The 19,893-nt window shown below is 70.9% G+C and carries 19 protein-coding genes; 9 read left to right on the plus strand and 10 right to left on the minus strand.

All coding sequences use genetic code 11. From position 1 onward, the window contains the following. Positions 1 to 575 precede the first annotated feature (575 nt). Positions 576 to 1,553, plus strand: a complete 978-nt coding sequence (locus ADL01_RS31290; protein WP_053745385.1) for a TauD/TfdA dioxygenase family protein — start codon at positions 576 to 578, stop codon at positions 1,551 to 1,553. Between the two features lie 15 nt (positions 1,554 to 1,568). Here the strand turns inward: ADL01_RS31290 and ADL01_RS31295 are convergent, their stop codons facing one another. From ADL01_RS31295 to ADL01_RS31305, 3 genes are read right to left on the minus strand one after another with little or no spacing between them, the layout of a single operon-like run. Further along, a complete protein-coding gene (locus ADL01_RS31295) occupies positions 1,569 to 2,600 on the minus strand; it encodes an LLM class flavin-dependent oxidoreductase (protein WP_053745386.1) in 1,032 nt (343 codons plus the stop codon). Between the two features lie 30 nt (positions 2,601 to 2,630). Beyond that, the gene (locus ADL01_RS31300; protein WP_053745387.1) at positions 2,631 to 4,172 is read right to left on the minus strand and encodes a metallophosphoesterase family protein; all 1,542 of its coding nucleotides are present in this window, start codon (positions 4,170 to 4,172) and stop codon (positions 2,631 to 2,633) included. A 20-nt stretch (positions 4,173 to 4,192) separates the two neighbouring features. Beyond that, positions 4,193 to 5,071, minus strand: coding sequence for an MHYT domain-containing protein (locus ADL01_RS31305; protein ID WP_053745388.1), 879 nt, complete (start codon positions 5,069 to 5,071; stop codon positions 4,193 to 4,195). Between the two features lie 305 nt (positions 5,072 to 5,376). Between ADL01_RS31305 and ADL01_RS31310 the strand changes: the two genes are divergently transcribed. Then, positions 5,377 to 7,302 carry a DUF2264 domain-containing protein gene (locus ADL01_RS31310; protein ID WP_053745389.1) on the plus strand — a complete coding sequence of 642 codons (1,926 nt, stop codon included), beginning with the start codon at positions 5,377 to 5,379 and terminating at the stop codon, positions 7,300 to 7,302. 95 nt (positions 7,303 to 7,397) lie between these two features. On the opposite strand, the gene ADL01_RS31315 is transcribed toward ADL01_RS31310, so the two are convergent. Both ADL01_RS31315 and ADL01_RS31320 read right to left on the minus strand, forming a co-directional pair. Further along, the gene (locus ADL01_RS31315; protein ID WP_053745390.1) at positions 7,398 to 7,604 is read right to left on the minus strand and encodes a hypothetical protein; all 207 of its coding nucleotides are present in this window, start codon (positions 7,602 to 7,604) and stop codon (positions 7,398 to 7,400) included. Positions 7,605 to 7,710: 106 nt separating this feature from the next. Beyond that, positions 7,711 to 8,331, minus strand: a complete 621-nt coding sequence (locus tag ADL01_RS31320) for an L-threonylcarbamoyladenylate synthase (protein WP_006376425.1) — start codon at positions 8,329 to 8,331, stop codon at positions 7,711 to 7,713. 133 nt (positions 8,332 to 8,464) lie between these two features. Between ADL01_RS31320 and ADL01_RS31325 the strand changes: the two genes are divergently transcribed. The 4 genes from ADL01_RS31325 (at position 8,465) to ADL01_RS31340 (ending at position 10,858) form a co-directional block, all read left to right on the plus strand. Continuing rightward, complete coding sequence (locus ADL01_RS31325; protein ID WP_053745391.1) at positions 8,465 to 8,848, plus strand: DUF6479 family protein; 384 nt, start codon at positions 8,465 to 8,467, stop codon at positions 8,846 to 8,848. Positions 8,849 to 8,865: 17 nt separating this feature from the next. Further along, entirely contained in the window at positions 8,866 to 9,690 is an 825-nt protein-coding gene (locus ADL01_RS31330) for a methyltransferase domain-containing protein (RefSeq protein WP_053745392.1), read from the plus strand. A 99-nt stretch (positions 9,691 to 9,789) separates the two neighbouring features. Further along, positions 9,790 to 10,419: a DUF6629 family protein gene (locus tag ADL01_RS31335; protein WP_053745393.1), complete on the plus strand. Its 630-nt coding sequence runs from the start codon at positions 9,790 to 9,792 to the stop codon at positions 10,417 to 10,419. A 79-nt stretch (positions 10,420 to 10,498) separates the two neighbouring features. Beyond that, entirely contained in the window at positions 10,499 to 10,858 is a 360-nt protein-coding gene (locus ADL01_RS31340; RefSeq protein ID WP_053745394.1) for a DUF1232 domain-containing protein, read from the plus strand. 95 nt (positions 10,859 to 10,953) lie between these two features. Here ADL01_RS31340 and ADL01_RS31345 read toward each other — a convergent pair whose 3' ends face one another. Together ADL01_RS31345 and ADL01_RS31350 are read right to left on the minus strand one after the other, a co-directional pair. Further along, positions 10,954 to 12,318, minus strand: a complete 1,365-nt coding sequence (locus ADL01_RS31345) for an FAD-dependent oxidoreductase (RefSeq protein ID WP_053745395.1) — start codon at positions 12,316 to 12,318, stop codon at positions 10,954 to 10,956. A 158-nt stretch (positions 12,319 to 12,476) separates the two neighbouring features. Continuing rightward, complete coding sequence (locus ADL01_RS31350; protein ID WP_053745396.1) at positions 12,477 to 12,752, minus strand: zinc-ribbon domain-containing protein; 276 nt, start codon at positions 12,750 to 12,752, stop codon at positions 12,477 to 12,479. A 158-nt stretch (positions 12,753 to 12,910) separates the two neighbouring features. Between ADL01_RS31350 and ADL01_RS31355 the strand changes: the two genes are divergently transcribed. Beyond that, complete coding sequence (locus ADL01_RS31355; RefSeq protein WP_053745397.1) at positions 12,911 to 13,954, plus strand: 2-oxoglutarate and iron-dependent oxygenase domain-containing protein; 1,044 nt, start codon at positions 12,911 to 12,913, stop codon at positions 13,952 to 13,954. Positions 13,955 to 14,068: 114 nt separating this feature from the next. Here the strand turns inward: ADL01_RS31355 and ADL01_RS31360 are convergent, their stop codons facing one another. Further along, positions 14,069 to 14,938 (minus strand): helix-turn-helix transcriptional regulator, encoded by an 870-nt coding sequence (locus ADL01_RS31360; protein ID WP_199834979.1) that lies wholly within the window; start codon positions 14,936 to 14,938, stop codon positions 14,069 to 14,071. A 411-nt stretch (positions 14,939 to 15,349) separates the two neighbouring features. Between ADL01_RS31360 and ADL01_RS31365 the strand changes: the two genes are divergently transcribed. Next, positions 15,350 to 16,207 (plus strand): helix-turn-helix transcriptional regulator, encoded by an 858-nt coding sequence (locus ADL01_RS31365; protein WP_053745399.1) that lies wholly within the window; start codon positions 15,350 to 15,352, stop codon positions 16,205 to 16,207. A 111-nt stretch (positions 16,208 to 16,318) separates the two neighbouring features. On the opposite strand, the gene ADL01_RS31370 is transcribed toward ADL01_RS31365, so the two are convergent. Next, entirely contained in the window at positions 16,319 to 17,176 is an 858-nt protein-coding gene (locus tag ADL01_RS31370) for an aldo/keto reductase (protein WP_053745400.1), read from the minus strand. A 230-nt stretch (positions 17,177 to 17,406) separates the two neighbouring features. Between ADL01_RS31370 and ADL01_RS31375 the strand changes: the two genes are divergently transcribed. After that, entirely contained in the window at positions 17,407 to 18,792 is a 1,386-nt protein-coding gene (locus ADL01_RS31375; RefSeq protein ID WP_053745401.1) for a DEAD/DEAH box helicase, read from the plus strand. Between the two features lie 87 nt (positions 18,793 to 18,879). Here the strand turns inward: ADL01_RS31375 and ADL01_RS31380 are convergent, their stop codons facing one another. Beyond that, positions 18,880 to 19,758, minus strand: coding sequence for an SDR family oxidoreductase (locus tag ADL01_RS31380; RefSeq protein ID WP_053745402.1), 879 nt, complete (start codon positions 19,756 to 19,758; stop codon positions 18,880 to 18,882). Positions 19,759 to 19,893 lie beyond the last annotated feature (135 nt).

Consider the following 19,893-nt stretch of genomic DNA (forward strand, 5'->3'; position numbering starts at 1 on the left):
ACCGGTTGACGTACACCCGTACGACGCCGTCCACGGCCAGAGCGGCACGCTCGGCGCGTCGTAGCAGCGGGCCCCCACGGCCGCGCGGGCGGCGGGCGGGTCGGTCAGGTCGGCCAGGTCGTGATGGCCGCATCCAGCCGACGGCGCTCGCCCGCCCAGAGCGCGGCCGCAACGGGCTTGCGGCAGACCACGCAGTCCTCGGGCCCGGGCTCCCGGTCCCGCTCCGGCTGGGCAGTACCGGAGGCAGTAACGGTGTGACTCGCCGTGCCCCGTCGAGGACTTCGAAGGGGAACGTCTCCCATTGGGTCACAGGGGCAGCGGGCGTCGGCAGCCGCTCGCCCACCGGCAGGCGCCGAACGATGGCGCCACGTCCGGACGTTGTCGCCGCAGTGTCGCACCGACACTCCCCGCCTGGAAGGGGAGCGGCGCGGTGCCGCCATGCGGCCCCGTCGCGTGGGCGCGACCGGCCACCATCGGCACGCACCCGTGCGAACTGCCGTTTCCACAACGGCGTTGAGCTGCCACGATCACAGGCGAGGCCGGCAGGCGGCACAGGAATCACGATCGGAGCGCGAATGAGGACGGACGGGGCCACGAACGGTGAACTACCGTCTACCGCCCAGGAGTTGGCGGTGGACCCGGTGGCCGGGCACATCGGCGCCGAGATCTCGGGAGTCGATCTGACCGAGCCCCTCGACGACACCGTGGTCGACGCGATCAGGGCCGCAGTACTCCGCTGGAAGGTCGTGTTCTTCCGCGGTCAACGGCTGGACCACGCACGGCACATCGCCTTCGCGCGCCGGTTCGGCGAGCCCGTCGTCCTCGGCCGACGCGGCGGCGCCTCACCGCCAGGCTTCCCCGAGATCGAGACGACCGCCGACCGGCTGGAGCTGGGCGGACGCTACGGCATGGAGCACGCCGAATGGCTGGAGCGGCGCCGCCACTCGCTGCTGCGCGGCTGGCACTGCGACCACGGCGCCCGCATCGACCCGCCCGCCGCGACGATCCTGCGCGCCGAGACCGTACCGCCGTACGGCGGCGACACCACCTGGTCCAACCTGGCCGCCGCCTACGCCGGACTCTCCGCGCCCGTACGTGAGTTCGTGGACGGACTCAGGGCCGAGCACCGGCTCGGCGTCGGCTACCAGGCGCGGCCCGGCGACGACGCGTACCTCCGCCACCTGCTGGACCACCAGGTCGCCTCAGTGCACCCGTTGGTGCGGGTCCACCCGGAGACGGGGGAGCGGGTGCTGTTCGTCAACGGCTACTACCTGGAGCAGATCGTGGACGTCTCCCGCGCGGAGAGCCGACTGCTCCTGGAGCTGCTCCTCGAACAGGCGACCAGGCCCGAGTACACGGTCCGTTTCCGCTGGGACCCCGGCAGCGTCGCCTTCTGGGACAACCGGGCCACCATTCACCTGGCCCCCAGCGACAACGCCCACCTTGGCCACCCCCGGGTCATGCACCGCGTGATGCTGGCCGGTGACATCCCGGCCGGCGTGGACGGCAGGCCGTCGGAGCCCGTCACCGGCACCGAACCCGGGCGGTGGTGAGGGTGCCGCCGGCCTTCAGCCGGTGACCGGGTGCCAGCCCAGGGCGGGGCCGAGCTTGGTCGCGATGTCCGTGAGGATCTGGACGTAGTCCTCGTGCGCGAAGGTGAAGGGCAGCGCGAAGGCCACCTCGTCGATCTCCCGGAACGCGACGTGCGCGTACAGGCGTTCGGCGATCTCCGCCGACGTACCGACGAGGTCCGGCGCGAACATCAGCCGCGCCGGACCCTGCGGGGTCGCGGTCCGGGGCAGCCGCTTCGCCGCGTACTCCTCGTACTTCGCGCGCTGCCCGGGCGAAGCGCTGTCGGTGGGGATGACGACGAGGCCCTGGGAGACCCGGGCCCGGTCGCCGTCCGGGTGGTGGGCCCGGAAGGCCCGGACGCCCGCGAGCTGGATCTCGGCGAAGTCCGGCGCCTCCTCGTTCTCCTCGGCCTTGACGACACTGCTGGTCAGGAAGTTCATACCGTGCTCACCGGCCCACCGCGCCGACCGCAGACTCCCGCCGCCGTACCACAACCGGCTTGCGAGCCCCGGGGAATGGGGCTGCACCCGGTCCGAGAACACCTCGAACCCCTCGACCCCGCTGAAGTCGCTGGCCGCCTTCCCGCGCACGTGGTCCAGCAGCCGTTCGACCCGCCGATAGCTGAAGTCCTCGGCGTCCCCGGTGTCGGGGTACAGGGCGTCCTTGATCTGGTCGTAGTGCATCGGCGGGCCCACACTCAGCCCCGGGTTCAGCCGGCCCCCGGACAGGATGTCGACGGTCGCCCAGTCCTCCGCCAGGCGCAGCGGGTTCTCCCAGCCCAACGGGGTGACCGCGGTGCCCAGTTCGATCCGGCGGGTGCGCTGGGAGGCCGCCGCGAGGACGGCCACGGGGGAGGAGATCCCGTACTGGAGATGGCGGTGGCGCAGCCACGCGCTGTCGAAGCCGAGCCGCTCACCCAGCTCGATGATCTCCAGCGTCGACTCGTGCCCTGCTCGCGGATCGTCCCCGTCGAACAGCCCGATGGTGAGAAAGCCCAGTTTGCGCAGCGGCTGAGTGGGGAGAGGCACGGACTCCTCCAACGATCGTCGTACGGACGTTCAGAATGCGTCAATTGTGCCAGGCGGCCGGGTCAACGGGATCACCACTTCGTCCTCGACCGGCGGATCCAGTTCCTGCCTGAGCATGCCGGTCGCGGAGAAACACCGCAGCCGGATCGCCTCCGGTGAAACGTCGAGACGCAGGAAGCTCTTGAAGAACGGCGGGCTGTACGTCGCCGAGCCGGGCGAGAGCAACGGCGTGAACGCCTCCCGGACCGGGAGCCGCAGGCGCCGGGTGCGGTCGGGACGGCGGGCCGTGCCCAGCAGCCCCGCGACAAGCCGGATGCGCCAGGTCAGCCGGACGGGCCCGCCCGGTGCGCGCGCCGGACGGATGCCGAGGCGCTCGGCGATCACCGCTGTCGCCTCTGCCTCGGAGAGGGCGAAGAAGCGGCGCAGCCGCAGCCGTCGGCCGTAGACGCCGCTGTAGAAGGCCAGCGAGTCGCCGCGCAGCGGATAGCAGCGGAAGTCGTCCTCCGTGACGCCGGCGACCGAGACGCGCTTGATGGTGTGGGTGGCGTGCGTGAACGCACCGCCCCCGCCCGACACCACATAGTGGACGGTGCGGCCGTGCACGTTCACCGGATAGCGCTGGTAGTTGTGGATGTCGCCGCCGATCGCGGCCACGAAGTTGCGCTTCGGGTCGCGGACGAGGTCGTCGACCGTGCCGCCGCCCTCGATGGGGCACGGATGGTGCTCGCCGTCGACGTACAGGGGCGACCCGGTGATGAGGATCTTCGGGACCGGTCCCTGGGACACCTCCCGAAGCCAGCGGCCCTGTTCGGCGTCGAGCGTGCCCAGCAGTCCGGTGTCGATGCCGATGACACGCACGGGTCCGGCGTCGATCGCCCAGTACGGGCCCGGCTGGAGGGCCTGTTGGGCGGGCGCCGAACGCAACTTGGCCCCCTCGGCGAGGCGTTGCTCGTCGACGGCGCTCGGCCTGTGCCACAGGAGCGAGCGCAGCCAGGCCCGGGTGAGGGAACGGGGCTCGGGGTCTGCGGGGAGGGGCGGGGCGTCGCAGAACACGCGCATGAATCCGTGCAGGTCCTCGTACCAGTCGTGGTTGCCCGGTATCGCGTATATGGGCGCCTGGTAGTCCTGGTAGGGACGGAAGAACTTGGTGCCGTAGTCGTCGGTCGCCCCGACCGGGTAGATCACGTCACTGGCGAGCACGGTGAACGCCGTGTCCTGACCGACCTTCAGGAAGCCCGGGAGGACGGCGTATTGGGGTGCGGCGCCCTCGCCGGTGTCGCCGATGACCATGAAGGAGAAGCGGTCCGGATCGCTGCGCCGGACCACCTTGTCCTCGGGTGCGCCCGCAGCCGTCACTTGTGCTGCCAGACGGCTGCGGGTGCGGCCCGTCGGGTCCCCGAGCCAGGAGGCCAGCACGCCGTTGCGGGCGGGCCACAGGGTCCGGGGGTTCACCCACGAGAGCTTCTCGACCCGACGCGGCATCAACTCCTGGTAGGCGCCCGGGGTTTCGAGGCCCCAGCCGGCGCCCTCCGGGGTGTCGCGGGAGGAGGGGGACCGTGCGGAGTCGACCATCGGGGCACCGTAGCAATGTCCTAAAGCCGAAGATCACTCCGGGTCGGGGTTCGCTGCCGACGGGAGGAGGGCTGTCCGGTGTTTCCCGCCGACGGCTGCTTCGGTATGTGCGGCAACTGGTGCGGCGCGGGCTGCTGACGGGAGGTCTTGCCGCCCTTCTCGCTGTCGCCCAGCCCGAGCAGCGGGTCGAACATCACGACGACCCCGGCCAGCAGCAGGAAGATGACCGGGCCGATCAGCATCGGCAGTAGGAGCGAGGTCGGTGAGTCGCCGGTCCAGGTGGTGTCTCCCGATTCGTGCACATGCACGCTGACGGCGGCCATGCCCGTGTAGTGCATTCCGGTGACGGCCACGCCCATCACCAGGCTGGCGCCGAGGCTGGTCAGGAACCCCCGGATGGAGACGACCGCCCACAGGGCGGCGGTCGCGGCGACGATGGCGATCACCACGGAGAGCGCCACGGTCACGGCGTCGTAGTCGATCGTGCCGTTCAGATGGAGCGCCGCCATACCGAGGTAGTGCATCGCGGCGACACCGAGGCCGGTCACGATGCCCGCGACGGAGAGCGCCGCTGGCGTGGCGCCGCGATACCCCACGACGAACACTCCGACACCGACGACGACGATCGCCACGGCGAGGCTGATGACTGTCAGCCCGGTGTTGTAGCGGACCGCCGTCTCCTCGACCTGGAATCCGATCATCGCGATGAAGTGCATGGTCCAGATTCCGCACCCGATGGCCGCCGCCCCCAGCGCCAGCCAACCCGGCTTCCACGAGTCCTTGTTGAGCAGCGTCCTGACCACGCAGCGCAACCCCAGGGCGCTTCCCAGACAGGCCATGACGTAGGCCGACACCGGGGTGACGAACCCGTAACTGAATCCGTCGATCGTTCCTTGCATATGACAAATCCCCCCGAGGCGCAACATGTTGAGGGGTGAATTCTCGCCTCAAATGCGAGTAAAGCAAGCGGTTACCGCGAGTACTCGGTGAATTGTGTTTGAACTAAGGTCAAGATCGGTCGAAAAGGGGCGGGATTCGGCCGGAGTCCCTCATTCCGATTGTGATACCGCAGCCCGAAGAGCCCCGAGCACCCGTTGTGGAACTTGTCCCGACGCGCTTCTCACGCCGTGGTCGAGACGGAACACTGGGCATCCGGCGCGGGATTCCGTCATCCCGTACGACGCGAAAGGCCGGCCTTCCACGTATGAGCAGCACAACTCCTACCAGCAGCAGGGGCATCCCCTTCGAATTCCCGCCCGAGGACCGCGAGTCGAGCCCGTACACCGGGTACACGCGGGCTCACTGGGAGGCCGTGGCGGACGGGCTGCTGGCTGCCGCGTGGCGCTGGAGCACCCCCGGCGGCGCTCTGCTCGACCTGCCCGGCGCCCCCTCGTACTCGGGCGTGCGCTCCGACGGGCTCGAAGGCTACGCCCGCACCTTCCTCGCCGCGGCCTTCCGCGTCGCGGGCGCGGGCGGCGACGACCCGCACGGCTGGCTCGACCGGTACGCCCAGGGGCTCGCGGCGGGCACCCGCACCCCGGGCCGCGACGACACCGAGTCGTGGCCGCTCATCCTCGACCATGACGTGCAGGGCCAGCCGATGGTCGAGTCGGCCTCCGTGGCCCTCGGCCTCAGGCTGACGGCGCCCTGGCTGTGGAAACGGCTCGACTCCGCCGTGCAGGACCGTGCGGAGGAATGGCTGCGCGGCTCGCTGCGGCACTCGCCGGCGCCCAACAACTGGTACCTGTTCCCCTACACGGTCGCCGGTTTCCTGGAGTCCGTCGGGCGCGGCGACGCGGAGACGGCCAGGGCACGCGAGCGGGCCCTGGAGCTGATGGAGACCTGGTACCGGGGCGACGGCTGGTACGCGGACGGCGACGGCCGGGCCTTCGACCACTACAACGGCTGGGCCCTGCACCTGTATCCGGTCCTCGACGCCCACCTGGGCGACGACCGGGAACTGTCCGCCCACTACGGCCCCCGCCTGCGCGAACACCTCGCCGGCTTCGCGCTGATGTTCGCCGGGGACGGCGCGCCGATCCACTTCGGCCGCTCCCTGTCGTACCGCTTCGCCGCCTCCTCCGCCGTCGGCCTGGGCGCCCTCACCGGCCACACCCCGCTCACCCCGGGGACGAGCCGCCGTCTGATCAGCGGCAGCCTCCGCCACTTCCTGGACCGGGGCGCCCTGACCGACGACGGCCTGCTGACCCTCGGCTGGCACGGCCCCCACCCGGCGACCCTCCAGAACTACTCGGGTCCCGCGTCCCCGTACTGGGCCTCCAAGGCGTTCGTCTCCCTGCTCGCCCCCGCCGACGCCCCGCTGTGGACGGCCCGGGAGGAGCCCGCGCCGGTCGAGGAGGGCGACCGGGTGCTCGCGCTGCCCGCGCCGGGGCTGCTGGTGCAGTCGACCCGCGCGGACGGCATCGTACGGCTGCACAACCACGGCAGCGACCACGTCCGCCCGCACGAGGGCGAGACGGGGGCGCAGGACGACCCGCACTACGGCCGTCAGGCCTATTCGACGCACTCCGGCCCGACCGCCCCCGCCAACCTCGCGGACAACCACCTCTGCGTGGAGGTCGGCGGCCGGGGCAGTGTGCGCCGCCGTATCCACCCGCTGGGCGCGGGCCACGGGGACGGCTGGGGCTGGGCCGCGTCCTGGCACCGGCCCGTCTTCACCGCCGGGCCGCCCATGGTGCCGGGACTGCGGGTGGAGAGCGTGACGGTGGTTCGAGGCCGCCACGAACTGCGCGTCCACCGCGTGACCGGCGCTCCGGCGGGCGCCCGCGTCACCCACACGGGCTGGGCGACGGGCCCCGAGCAGGAGGTGACGTCGGCGTTGTACGGCCTGTACGGCTGGAACCCGGAAGCGGAGGAGGCGCGGGCCCCGCAGGGCACCGCCTACACCCGCTGGGCCGTGGTCCCCCGCCTGGCCGGCGAGACCTCCGGCACCTCACTCCACGTTGCCCTGGCGACCCTCACGGCAGACCCGCAACCCTTCGTGCCCGAGAGCGTCATCTCCGGTGTCGAGGCGACGGACACGGCGGTCGAGGTGCGGTGGGCCGAGGACGGAGCATGTACCCGGATCACCTTCGAGCCGGTTGCGGTTCAGCACGGCTCGCAGGACTGAGGGTGCCGGCGATGTCGCGCGGTTCGGCAGCGCCCCGACCGGGGCGCGGGGAACTGCGCGACAAGCCCCCACCGGCCCGCACCCGACAAGCGACCTCACGGCAACAACTTGTCCAGCGCCGCAGGCCCCTCCTTCGCCAGCTTCCGCTCCGCCCAAGCAAGGGTGCGCGGAGTGAGGTCACGGCCCGTGGCCAACACCAGATCCTCCGCCGACGCGCCATGCTCCGCACCGGTGTGCAGCAGGGCGTCGGGGGTCGTGGTGTCGTCGGACGGAGAGGGCGAATCGGAGTGCTGGATCGGCATGACGTCTCCTTGCTCGACCGGACCTCCTTCCACCATGCACAGCCCACGCCCCGAGCGCACCCCGCACGGTTCCGGCGTACCAGGTCCGTACGAGGTCAGGGAGCCGTCACTCGAACCGTGACGTGTCTCCCGCGCCCCGGCGCACGATCTCGGCCTCGCCGCTGGAGAAGTCGATGACCGTCGTCGGCTCCGTACCGCAGTCCCCGGAGTCGACGACCGCGTCCACGACATGGTCGAGCCGCTCCTTGATCTCCCAGCCCTGCGTCAGCGGCTCCTTCTCGTCGGGCAGCAGCAGCGTGCTGGACAGCAGCGGCTCGCCCAGCTCGGCCAGCAGGGCCTGCACGACCGTGTGATCGGGGATGCGCACACCCACGGTCTTCTTCTTCGGGTGCAGCAGCTTGCGCGGCACCTCGCGGGTCGCGGGGAGGATGAACGTGTAACTGCCCGGCGTGGACGCCTTCACGGCCCGGAACACGTCGTTGTCGACCTGTACGAACTGGCCGAGCTGCGCGAAGTTCTGGCACACGAGAGTGAAGTGGTGACGGTCGTCGAGCTGCCGGATCGACCGGATGCGGTCGATACCGTCACGGCTGCCGAGCTGGCACCCCAGCGCGAAGCAGGAGTCCGTCGGATACGCGATCAGCGCACCCGAGCGGATGCTGTCGGCGACCTGACTGATCGTGCGGGGCTGCGGGTTGTCGGGATGGACGTCGAAGTACCTTGCCATCCGTCGAGCCTATGCCCTCCGTGAGGTAGGTTCCGGACCGAGATGCGGACGTGACGGTGCACTAGTGAGTCCTCGGCGCGCGCGAGAGAGGGCACCCGCGAGTAGCCCACCCCGTTCGGGGCACTCGGCAGCCATGACAACGGCTGAAGCAGCAGACGCGGGACAGGTACTCGCCGCATCGAGCAACGTACTCAACGTGATCGCCGCCTTTGCCGGTGGCCTGATCGTGGTGGCCCTGCTGATCTGGGCCGTCCGCCTGGGAGTGAGGACCAAGGAGGCGGAGTCGCCCCCGCCCGGGCCAGAGGAGCATCCCAGGCTGCCGGAGACGGGGCCCGTGCACGAGGAGCGGGAGCAGCGTGCCCCCAACGAGGTGCCGCACACCGTGGACGAGAGCGAGCGGCTCACCCCGCACAACCTCCATTCCGCCGGCACCAAACGCGGCGACGACCAGACCCGACCACGCTGGTCGCCGGGCAACAGCGGATCCTTCGGTAGTGGTGGCTCGGGCCGTAAGTGACTCATAGGGTGGGCCGTATGGGGGAAACACAGGACACACGGCCCACTTCGGAGTTCCACGCGCGCAACTTCTCGCCGGACGTCGGACGGCGCGTGGCGGCCCTGGACGCGCAGGACCAGGCCGACGGGGTGCGTCGGCTGCGCGCCTGGACCCAGAGCGCACTGGCCCTCCGGCCGGGCGAACGCGTGATCGACGTGGGATGCGGCACGGGATCGCAGACGCAGGTCCTGGCGGCGGCCGTCGAACCGTCCGGCGACGCGCTGGGCATCGAGGCGAGCCCGGCGCTGCGCGAGGTCGCCGAGCAGCGGGCGGAGGCGGCCGGCAGCCCGGCCCGCTTCCGGGACGGCGACGCGCTCGCCCTCCCGCTCCCGGACGCCACCGCGGACGTGGTCTGGTGCGAGCGGGTCCTGCAGCACCTCTCCGAACCGGACAGGGCCGTCGGCGAAATGGCGCGGGTCCTGCGCCCCGGCGGACGGGTGGCGCTCATCGACTCGGACTGGGCGACCGCCCTGCTGCACCCCGGCGACCCCGAAGCGGTGGCCGCGCTCATGTCCGGCGCCCTGACCGCGGCGGCCAACCCGTACTCCGGACGCCGGCTCCTCGGCCAGTTGTCCGCGGCGGGGCTGGTGATCGACGACCAGGGATCGCAGGCCCTGCTCCAGGACAACTCGACGGTGCAGTGGCCGCTGGTCCGGATGATGGGCGAGTCCGCCGTGCGGCGCGGCCGACTGACCGAGGCACAGCGCGAGCGCCTCTACGAGGAACTGGCCGACGCCGCGCAGCGGGGCGCACTGCACATGTCGGTGACGATGTTCGCCGTCGTGGCGCACCGCCCCGCCTGACCTGCCCCCGAGGCGTCGACGTCTCCGGCGTGCGGCCGGGGGCACGCCGTGATCCGCTGGGTGGCCGAGGCATCCGACGACTGACCCGGTGGCGGCGCGATGTGCTGGAGTGCGACGGCGGATCTGGTGGCGGGCGTGGGTGTCGCCGCCGTGGGCATGGCCGCCGTGAGCACGGTGCTCCGAGCCGGCCGCAGCCGTGATCTGCCGCTGGCCGCGCTGCCCCTGCTCCTGGGGGCCCACCAGATCGTCGAGTCGCTGGTCTGGCGGGCGGACGGCGGAACCGGTCCGGCGACCGTGGCCTGGGCCGCCATCGCCCTTCCGCTGCTGGCCCTGTGGGTGCCGGCGGCCGTCCTGTGCGCGGCACCCAGGACCGCGCGAGGCCGCCTCCTGCTGCCGCTGGCCGCGGGCGTCGCGACGAGCACGGCACTCGCGTACAACCTGGCGACTCACCAGGTGGCAGCGGACATCCGGGGCCACACCGTCGGGTACGCCGTCCACCTGTCCCACTCCGGACTGGTCCTCGTCGGCTATCTGCTCGCCACGGTCGGCTCCCTCCTCCTCTCCGGAGACCGGCGGCTGCTGCTGTTCGGGATCCTGGCCGGTGTGGGCGCGCCGGTGTGCTGGGTCCTGTGGCGACTGGAGTTCGTGTCGACCTGGTGCGCCCTCGCCTCGCTCTGCTCCCTGGTCCTGCTGCACTGGGCCAGGAGCCGCCCGCTGCCACGGCGTTGAGCAGGCGTCCCGGGAGTGGGTGTGGAGACATGGTGAAGGGGAAGCTGGGGAAGGAGAAGTGCGCAACGGCGGAGGGGTGATGGATTCCACCACGACAGTGATTGTGATCGTCGCGGTCCTGGCGGTGGCCGCGCTGGCCGTGGCCGCCGTGCTGCTGATACGGCTGGTGCGCGCCCGCCGGGATCTGCGGCGCGCGGGCCTGCCGACGAGCGGGCGTTGGGTCTTCTGGGGCGCGGTCATCTACCTGGTGCTTCCGACCGACCTCGTGCCCGACCCCGTCTATCTGGACGACATCGGCGTCCTCCTGCTCGCTCTGCGCAGCCTGCGCGCGCAGAGCCGGGAGCTCGGCGCCGGAGGACCGCCCGAACCCGCTCCGGCCGGCCGCCCGAAGGAATACGGCGACGAATACCGCGACAAATACCGCGACAAATATCTCTGATATCTCTGATATCTCTGAGGAACGGCGAAGGCTCGGCCCGCGGTCTCCCGCGAGCCGAGCCAAATCGTCGCTCGTGCTGTTTACTGCGGTGCTGCTTACGCCTCGCTGGCCCGGAGCATGTCCTCGCGCTCCACGATCTTCACGCGCTCGCGACCCTGGGGCTCACCCAGAGCCTTCTCCGCGGCGTCCAGCCGGTGCCAGCCCTCCCAGGTGGTGAAGCGGACGTTCCGCTCGCCGAGGAACGCGTCGACGGCCTCCGGCGCGGGCGAAGGGGGCGCGGGCAGACGGCCGTTCGTGTAGTCGTCCAGCAGATTGGCGACGGTCTCGTTGGCGTCGCCCTTGGTGTGCCCGATCAGCCCGACGGGGCCGCGCCGGATCCAGCCGGTGACGTACATCGAGGGGAGGTGGGTGCCGGTGTCGTCGATCACCCGGCCGCCCTTGTCGGGGACGGTGCCGGACTCGACGTCCCAGGGCAGCTTGGGCAGCTTGTCGGAGAGGTAGCCCACCGCGCGGTAGACCGCTCCGAGGTCCCAGTCCTTGAACTCGCCGGTGCCCTTGACGTTGCCGGTGCCGTCGAGAGCGGTGCGTTCCGTCCGCAGGCCGACGACCTTTCCGTCCTCGCCGAGGATCTCGGTCGGTGACTCGAAGAAGTGCAGGAACAGCTTGTGCGGGCGGTCGCCGATGTCGCGGATCGCCCAGTTCTCCAGCGTCTTCGCGACCATGTCGGCCTGCTTGTTGCCGCGCCGGGTCGCGATCGAGCCGTCGTCGTAGTCGATGTCCTCGGGGTCGACGATGACCTCGATGTTGGGGGAGTGGTCCAGCTCGCGCAGCTCCATCGGGCTGAACTTGGCCTGCGCCGGGCCGCGGCGGCCGAAGACGTGGACCTCGAGCGCCTTGTTGGCCTTGAGCCCCTCGTGGACGTTCGGCGGGATCTCGGTGGGCAGCAGCTCGTCCGCCGTCTTGGCCAGAACGCGCGCCACGTCGAGTGCGACGTTGCCGACTCCGAGGACCGCGACCTTCTCCGCGCCGAGCGGCCAGGTGCGCGGCACGTCCGGGTGTCCGTCGTACCAGGAGACGAAGTCCGCGGCGCCGTAGGAGCCGTCCAGCTCGATGCCGGGTATGTCGAGCGCCCGGTCGGCGGTGGCTCCCGTGGAGAAGATCACCGCGTCGTAGAAGGCGCGCAGATCGTCCAGGTTGATGTCGGCCGGGTAGTCGACGTTGCCGAAGAGGCGGATCTGCGGCTTGTCGAGCACCTGGTGCAGGGCCGTGATGATGCCCTTGATGCGGGGGTGGTCGGGGGCGACGCCGTACCGGATCAGCCCGAACGGGGCCGGCATCCGCTCGAACAGGTCGATGGAAACGCCGGGTTCCGCGGCCACTGCGGATTTGAGCAACGCGTCGGCGGCGTAGATCCCGGCGGGGCCGGCTCCGACAATGGCCACCCGCAGTGGGCGAGGCATGATCAGGTTCCCTTCGAGCGATGACAAGATCTTCGAAGCGAAGCCTAAGTTAAGGCAAGCCTAAGCTGGTACGGGGGTCGGGGTTATGAGCTCATAAAGCGGACTTATGTGTGCACGGGCGATCCGTGCGATCCGCGTAGGGCACCGGGGGCACCTGTTCAGGGCCGGTAGGACTGCTGCTGCGGGTGGGTCCGGCCCCCGGCCTCGCCGCTCCGCAGGTGCTCCGCCTGCTCCTTGGTCACCTTCTGCTCGGCACCGCAGAACGTGCACTGCGTCGTGTACTTCGTGGAGAAGGGGAACAGGGGCACGAAGAACAGGGTGAACTTCGTGACGCGCTTCCTGAGCGCGTGCGCGGAGGGGTTCGCGCACTGCCCGCACACCAGCGTGAGTATCGCGAGCTGGAACAGGTATCCCTTGGTGCCGAAGACGATCATGTTCAGGTTCCTCCCAGGTCAGCCCCGCCGGCGCGGGGCTGCTGATGATACTGAGCGGGTCAAGATGCCCTCGTGAGCGCGGATCCGCGGGCCGCCCGCCGTGCCGGGCCCCTCAGAAGGGGGTAGTGGATCGTGTGCGTCCGGTTCATCTTGGTGGCATGACCGAACTGCAGACCTTCCAACTGCCCCAGGCCGTCGAGGGCAGCGACGCCGACCGCGTACTCGGCCAGGCACTCGTCGCCGCCTGGCAGGCCGACGGCATCTTCCAGATCCAGGCCACTCCTGAACAGGACGCCGCCACCGGACGAGCCCTCGACGCGTCCCGGGCCTTCGTCGGCCGCCCGCTGAAGGAGAAGGCCCAGCACGTCTCCGACCTCACCTACAGCGGATACGTCGCCTCCGGTGAGGAGGAGACGGCCGGGGAGAAGGACGGCTCGGAGATCTTCACCGTCTGCCCCGACATCCCCGGCGACGACCCCCGCGTCCTCGACAGGTGGCCCTGCCACGGCCCCGCGCCCTGGCCGTCCGAGGACTACGCGGCGGCCATGAAGAGCTACATGGCCATCGTCGGCGACATCGGCCACCGTCTGCTCCAACTGACCGCGCTGGGCCTCGGCCTGGACGACATGGAGTACTTCACGCGGCTCACCGAAGACGGCTGGCACCACATGAGGGTGCTGCGCTTCCCGGCGGCGGACGCCACTTCAGAGCGCGGAATCGGCTCCCACACCGACTACGGTCTCCTCGTCATCGCGGCCCAGGACGACGTCGGCGGCCTCTACATACGGCCACCCGTCCCGGGCGAGACCCGCGGACGCAACTGGCTGCCCGAGGAGTCCATGGCGGGCCGCTACGAGAACGAGGACCCCTGGACCTTCGTCACCCCGGCCCCCTCCGTCTTCACCGTCTTCCCCGGCGACATCATGCAGTTCATCACCGGCGGGGCGCTCCTCTCCACCCCGCACAAGGTGCGTCTGGCCGACCGTGAGCGGTTCACCATGGCGTACTTCCACGAGCCGTCGTTCCAGGCCGTGGCCCGACCCCTGGACGCCCCCGAGACGGACGAGTTCATCCACTACGGGACTCACTTCACCAATATGTTCATGCGCTGCTACCCCGAGCGTTCCACCACCGCGCGGATCGAGCAGGAGGACCGGCTGGTCGTCCTCGAGCGTCTCCGCAAGGAGGCCCTCACCTCTTGAACGGTGCCTGCCGCGGACCACTGAGGTCACCGGCGCGCTCTGAAGCCGCCCAGCGACTGCTGGGCGGCTTCAGAGCGCGCCGGTGACGAACGCTCGACCCGGCCTTGGCCGGTCTCAGGGCAGCAGGCCCAGGCGGCGGGCCGTCATGACCGTCTCCAGCCGGGAGTGGCATCCGAGCCTGCGCATCGCGCTGCGCAGATAGCTCTTCACCGTCTCGGTCCGAAGGCCGAGTTCATCCGCCACGTCAGAGTTGGTCCGCCCCAGCGCGACGCACGACAGCACGTCGAGTTCTCGCGCCGACAGGACCGGGGCCGAGGAGCGGCGGGCCGTGGGGGCGCCCGCGTCGGCCAGTCTGTCGCTCAGCGCGGCGACCCGGTCCCGCAGGTCGGTGTCGGTGAGGTGCTGGGCGAGGACCCGCAGTTCGGCGTATGCCTCGCGGACTGTCTCCCATCGGGGGGACGCCGCCCCCGGCGGCCGGTCGTCCCCCGCCGGGGGTCCGTCGAGTTCGGCGAGGCGGCGCCGCACCTCGTCGCGCACCGCCAGGTTCTGTTCCAGGGCGCGGGCAGAGTCCATGACGGCGTCGACCGTCCGGTCACCCAGCCCGACGGACTGGCGGACGGCGCCGTACATCACCGCCCGCACCGTCCGGTTCACCACGACGGGGGCCGCCACCATGGCGCGAATGCCCTCCTCGGCGACCATAAGATCGTAGTGATGGCTGATCCGCCGGGAGTTCGCGTAGTCGTTGACCGCGATGGGCCGGTGCAGAGCCACCGCCTTGCCGCCGAGTCCCATGCCGAATCCGAGAGTCAACCCGATGAGGGCTCTCGTCGAGTTGCCGACGAACTCGGTGAGCTGGGCGTGTCGCCCTCTGGCGACGACGCCGCCGAAAGTGAGATCCACGCCCGTTGTGTGGCGTAGCACATCGATAGCGCGTTTGAGTTGGCGGTCGTCGTCCGAAGTGGGGGGTGGTTTCACTGTCATATGCTTCCTCGGTTTGCGCGGGGCTCAGTCCGCTCCCGCTGTCCGTTGTGAGGTGAGCCCGAGGGCGTCGCAAGAGGCGGGTCATGAGCCTTCAGTGCCCGTCGGTTCGGCGGTAATACGGTCGTACATCCCGTTTTCCGGGCCTGGAAGCGGCCTTCTGTTGGCACCACCATGAGGTAAACCGTGCCGCCCCAGCTACCCCCGGATGAGGGGTGGAGCGGAGAGCGGCTTCCCTGCAAGGATGATGCCTGCTCGACCCGATCGCGAGCGTGTCGCCGGACTGTGACGACCCGTCAATTACCTTTGTGTGCAAGCTTCTTGACGCCATGAAGAGTTTGCAGAACTGTTTTCCTGGCGACGGGGGCAGCCAAGTGTCGGCCGGGTTCGGCCACGTAGGGAGTCAGCCCCGTCATGTTGCCGGCGGAAGACAGCGAAGAGGCCGCCGCCGCCCGGGCCGCGGTGCTGGCGCTGCGCAGGGACAGCGGTCTGCCCGTCGCGGGTGTGGCCTGGGTCGTCGACCCGCAGTTGCTGCGGATCGGTGAGACCAGCGGTGCGAAGTCGCAGCGACGCCGGGGGTTCCCCGTGCCGGCGGGCACTGGACTGATCGGCGAGGTGCTGACGACCCGCCGGCTGACAGCGGTGAGCGACTACGGGTCGTCCCAGCAGATCACCCATGAGTACGACGCCTTCATCGCGGCGGAGGAAGTGCGGGCGATGGCGGCGGCGCCCGTGATCGTGGGAACCACGGTGCGGGCCGCGCTCTTCGTGGGGTCGCGCGACGCGGTACGGCTGGGCGACCGTGTACTGACCGCGGTGGCGGAGGCGGCACGCGACCTGGAGCAGTTCCTCGCGTCCCGCGAGCACGCGCACCGGCTCCTGACCGAGGCCAGGTGCGGACGGAACACCGCCTCGCCCCACGACACGGCGGCCCTGGAACAGGTGCACGCAATCCACCTGGAGCTGCTGGCGCTGGCGGCGACGCTCGGCGAGACCCGCCTCAAGGAACACTTCGGTGAAGTGTGTTCCCTGCTGGAGTCGGGCTGCTGCTCCGGGCGGACGAAGCCCGAGTCGGCGACGCGGCTGTCACCGCGCGAACTGGACGTCCTGGCCGCGGTCGCCGCAGGCTGCACCAACCTGGACATCTGCGATCGGCTCGGCATCGGCCTGGAGACCGTGAAGGGCCACCTGCGCTCGGCGATGCGCAAACTCGGCACCAGAACCCGGCTCGAAGCCGTCACCGCCGCCCGCCGGGCGGCCCTGCTTCCGTAGTACCGGCATGCTGACCCCGAGCCGCGCGGCCTCCTCGTCGGCGTAGCGCACGGCTGGGCTTGTGCGGTGGCCGCGTCCTGGACGCCCGGTCCGGGCCGGGCGTCCAGGGGCTCAGGCGGCGTCCAGCTCGGCCGACTCCTCGGCGGAGAGCACCAGGTCCACGGCGGCCGCGGAGTCGCGGATGGTCTCCGGGCGGCTGGAGCCGGGGATCGGGACGACCACGGGTGACTTGGCGAGCATCCAGGCCAGGCACACCCGCTGCGGACTGACGCCGTGCGCTTCCGCGATACGGGCGAAGGGCGCGTACGCCGAACCGAGCCCGCCGGCCCGGGAGATGCCGCCGAGCGGACTCCAGGGCAGGAACGCGACGCCCAGCTCGTCGCACAGCCGAAGTTCCGGTTCGCTGGAGCGGAACGCCGGGGAAAACTGGTTCTGCACGGAGACCAGACGCCCGCCCAGGATCTCGTTCGCCAGCCGGATCTGCGCCGGGTCGGCGTTGGAGATTCCCGCCATGCGGATCTTGCCCTCGTCCAGCAGGTCGCGGACCGCGCCGACCGACTCCGCGTACGGGACCTTGGGGTCGGGGCGGTGGAACTGGTACAGCCCGATGGCCTCCACGCCCAGGCGGCGGAGCGAGGACTCGCAGGCCTCCTTGATGTGGGCGGGGGAGCCGTCCAGGGTCCAACTGCCGTCACCGGGACGCAGGTGACCGCCCTTGGTGGCCACCAAGACGTCCGCACCGCCTTCGTGGGAGGCGAGCGCCTTGGCGATGAGGGCCTCGTTGTGACCGACCTCGTCGGCGTGCAGATGGTAGGCGTCGGCCGTGTCGATCAGTGTCAGGCCCGCGTCGAGTGCGGCGTGGATGGTGGCGAGGGACCGGGCCTCGTCCGGCCGTCCCTCGATCGACATGGGCATCCCGCCCAGACCGATCGCGCTGACCTCAACATCGCCGATGCGTCGAGTGTGCATGTGCTCGTGGCCTCTTTCGGAGTTCGCGAAGCAGGAATCGCAGCAAGGATCAAGGTCCAGCCTTGCCTGCCGACGCGCAGAGGTCCAATAGAGGAATACGAACGCATTCAGCACCCGGGCAGCTGAATCCCGCCGCTGATAAAATGGGGTCACGCTTCGACGCCGCCGGGGCCCGTACCAAGGGGTACGGGCCCCGGCGCGTTGCGGGCGTCAGACCAGGAAGGTTCCTCATGAACGCCAGACCGCCGGCTTCCGCAGTGCCGCAGGGCGAGTTCGCCATCCCGCAGACGGTTGTCCCGGGCCTGCCGCCGGCCGAGTCCTTCGACGCCCTCGGGCTGCCGTCGGCGCTCATGGAGACCATGGCGGGCCTCGGGGTGACGGAGCCCTTCCCGATCCAGGCCGCGACCCTGCCCGACGCACTGGCCGGCCGGGACGTCCTGGGCCGCGCGCGAACCGGCTCCGGAAAGACGCTCGCCTTCGGACTCGCGCTGCTCGTCCGGACGGCGGGCAAGCGCGCGGACTCCAAGCGGCCGCTCGCACTGGTGCTGGTGCCGACCCGGGAACTCGCCCAGCAGGTGGGTGACGCCCTGGCACCGTACGCGCGGAAACTCGACGTACGACTGGCGACGGTGGTCGGCGGGCTGTCGATCAACCGGCAGCAGGCGGAGCTGCGGGCCGGCGCGGAGGTGCTCATCGCGACCCCGGGGCGGCTGACCGACCTGGTGTCGCGCCGGGACTGCGTCCTGAACCACGTGCGGATCACGGTGCTGGACGAGGCGGACCAGATGTGCGACCTGGGGTTCCTGCCCCAGGTGTCGGAGCTCATGGACCAGCTCCCCGCCGACGGACAGCGGCTGCTGTTCTCGGCCACCCTCGACCGCAACGTCGACCAGCTGGTACGCGACTACCTGCACGACCCGGTGCTCGCCACGGTCGACCGGCTGGCGGGCTCGGTCGCCACGATGGAGCATCACGTGCTGAACATCCACGCCGCCGACAAGTACGCGACCGCGACCGAGATCGCGGCACGGGACGGCCGGGTGCTGATGTTCCTGGACACCAAGACCGGCGTGGACCAGTTCACCCGGCACCTGCGGGCCAGCGGTGTGCGGGCCGGCGCCCTGCACAGCGGGAAGTCGCAGCCCCAACGCACGCACACGCTCGGCCAGTTCAAGGACGGTGAGATCACCGTGCTGGTGGCCACCAACGTCGCCGCCCGGGGTATCCACATCGACGCCCTCGACCTCGTCGTCAACGTCGACCCGCCGGCCGACGCCAAGGACTACCTGCACCGTGGCGGGCGCACGGCGCGTGCGGGGGAGTCCGGCAAGGTCGTCACCCTGGTCACCCCCAACCAGCGGCGCGACGTGAACCGGATGATGTCCGACGCCGGGATCCGGCCGACGGTCGCCCAGGTGCGCTCCGGCGAGGAGAAGCTGACCGCCATCACCGGTGCGAAGCGCCCGCCGACCGAGACGAAGGCCGCCACCGGCAACGCCCCCTTCCGTGGCATCGGCACCCGTCCGGGGCGCCCCGCCAAGGAGTCCCGTAAAGCGGCCGAGGCCCGCAAGACCGCGGAAGCCCGTGCGGCGGCCCGGGTCCGCAAGGGCCGCTGAGGCCCCTGCGCGGGAGGCCGGTCGCCTCTCTCGTCCCTCGCGGACGTCGCGGACGTCGAGGACGTCTCGCGGTGTCCGACGCCGGCGCTACGAGGCAGACGCGCGAATGGCGTCCGCCAGCGGCGTCGCGGGGCGGCCGGTGAGGAAGGGCACCGCGTCGCTGACACCGTCGAGTTGGCCGGCCGCGATGGCCGTGTAGGTGGACACCCAGGCGTCGAGCTGCCATGGCGGCGCGCCGTAGGAGGCGCGAGAGGCGTAGGCCTCCTCGACGGTCTCGGGCCGGTAGGTGACGCTGCGGCCGAGCACCTCGGACACGATGGCCGCGGCGTCGTCCAGCGTCAGGGACTCGGGACCGGTCAGGTCGTAGACGGCACCGGTGTGGTCGCCGGGACGGGTCAGGACCGCGGTCGCCGCGTCGGCGATGTCCTCCTGGGAGACGAAGGCGGCCCGCCCCTGCCCGGCCGGACCACGGATGACACCGTCCGCACCGGCCAGCAACGGGACGAACTCCGCGTACATGTTGTCGCGCAGGAAGGTGTACGCCATCCCGCTGGTGCGGATGTGTTCCTCGGTGTGGAAGTGGTCGCGGGCCAGCGTGAAGGTCGCGTAGGGCGCGGCGCCGAAGAAGGACAGGTACACCAGGTGCTCGACACCCGCCGCGGCCACGCTGTCCACGAACGCCTTGTGCTGGTCGAGCCGGTCGGCGCTCTCGGAGGCGGACACCATGAACACGGTCTTCGCGCCGCCGATGCCACGGACGACGGCGTCGTGGTCGCGGAAACCGCCGCGGACCGCCGTGGCGCCGGGCAGGTCGGGCGCCCGGTCGAGGTCGCGCACCAGCAGCCGCTGGGCGACGCCCCGTTGGGCCAGACGGCGGGCGACGCGTCCGCCGAGGCGGCCCGTGGCTCCGGTGACCACGACCGTGGATGTCGACGGTTCGGTGGGCAGTTCGGTCATGGCTGACATCACTTCCGGTCGGGTCGGGGGGTGTGAGCGGCTCGGGCGGCAGATCGCGCCGGGTGTATTGAAACCGGCGCGGATCCGAAGGCCTGGCACGCCGGTACCGCCGGGCGCGTCGCGAAGCGCCGACGACCGACGCCG

Source organism: Streptomyces sp. NRRL WC-3618 (assembly GCF_001280005.1).
GTDB lineage: Bacteria > Actinomycetota > Actinomycetes > Streptomycetales > Streptomycetaceae > Streptomyces.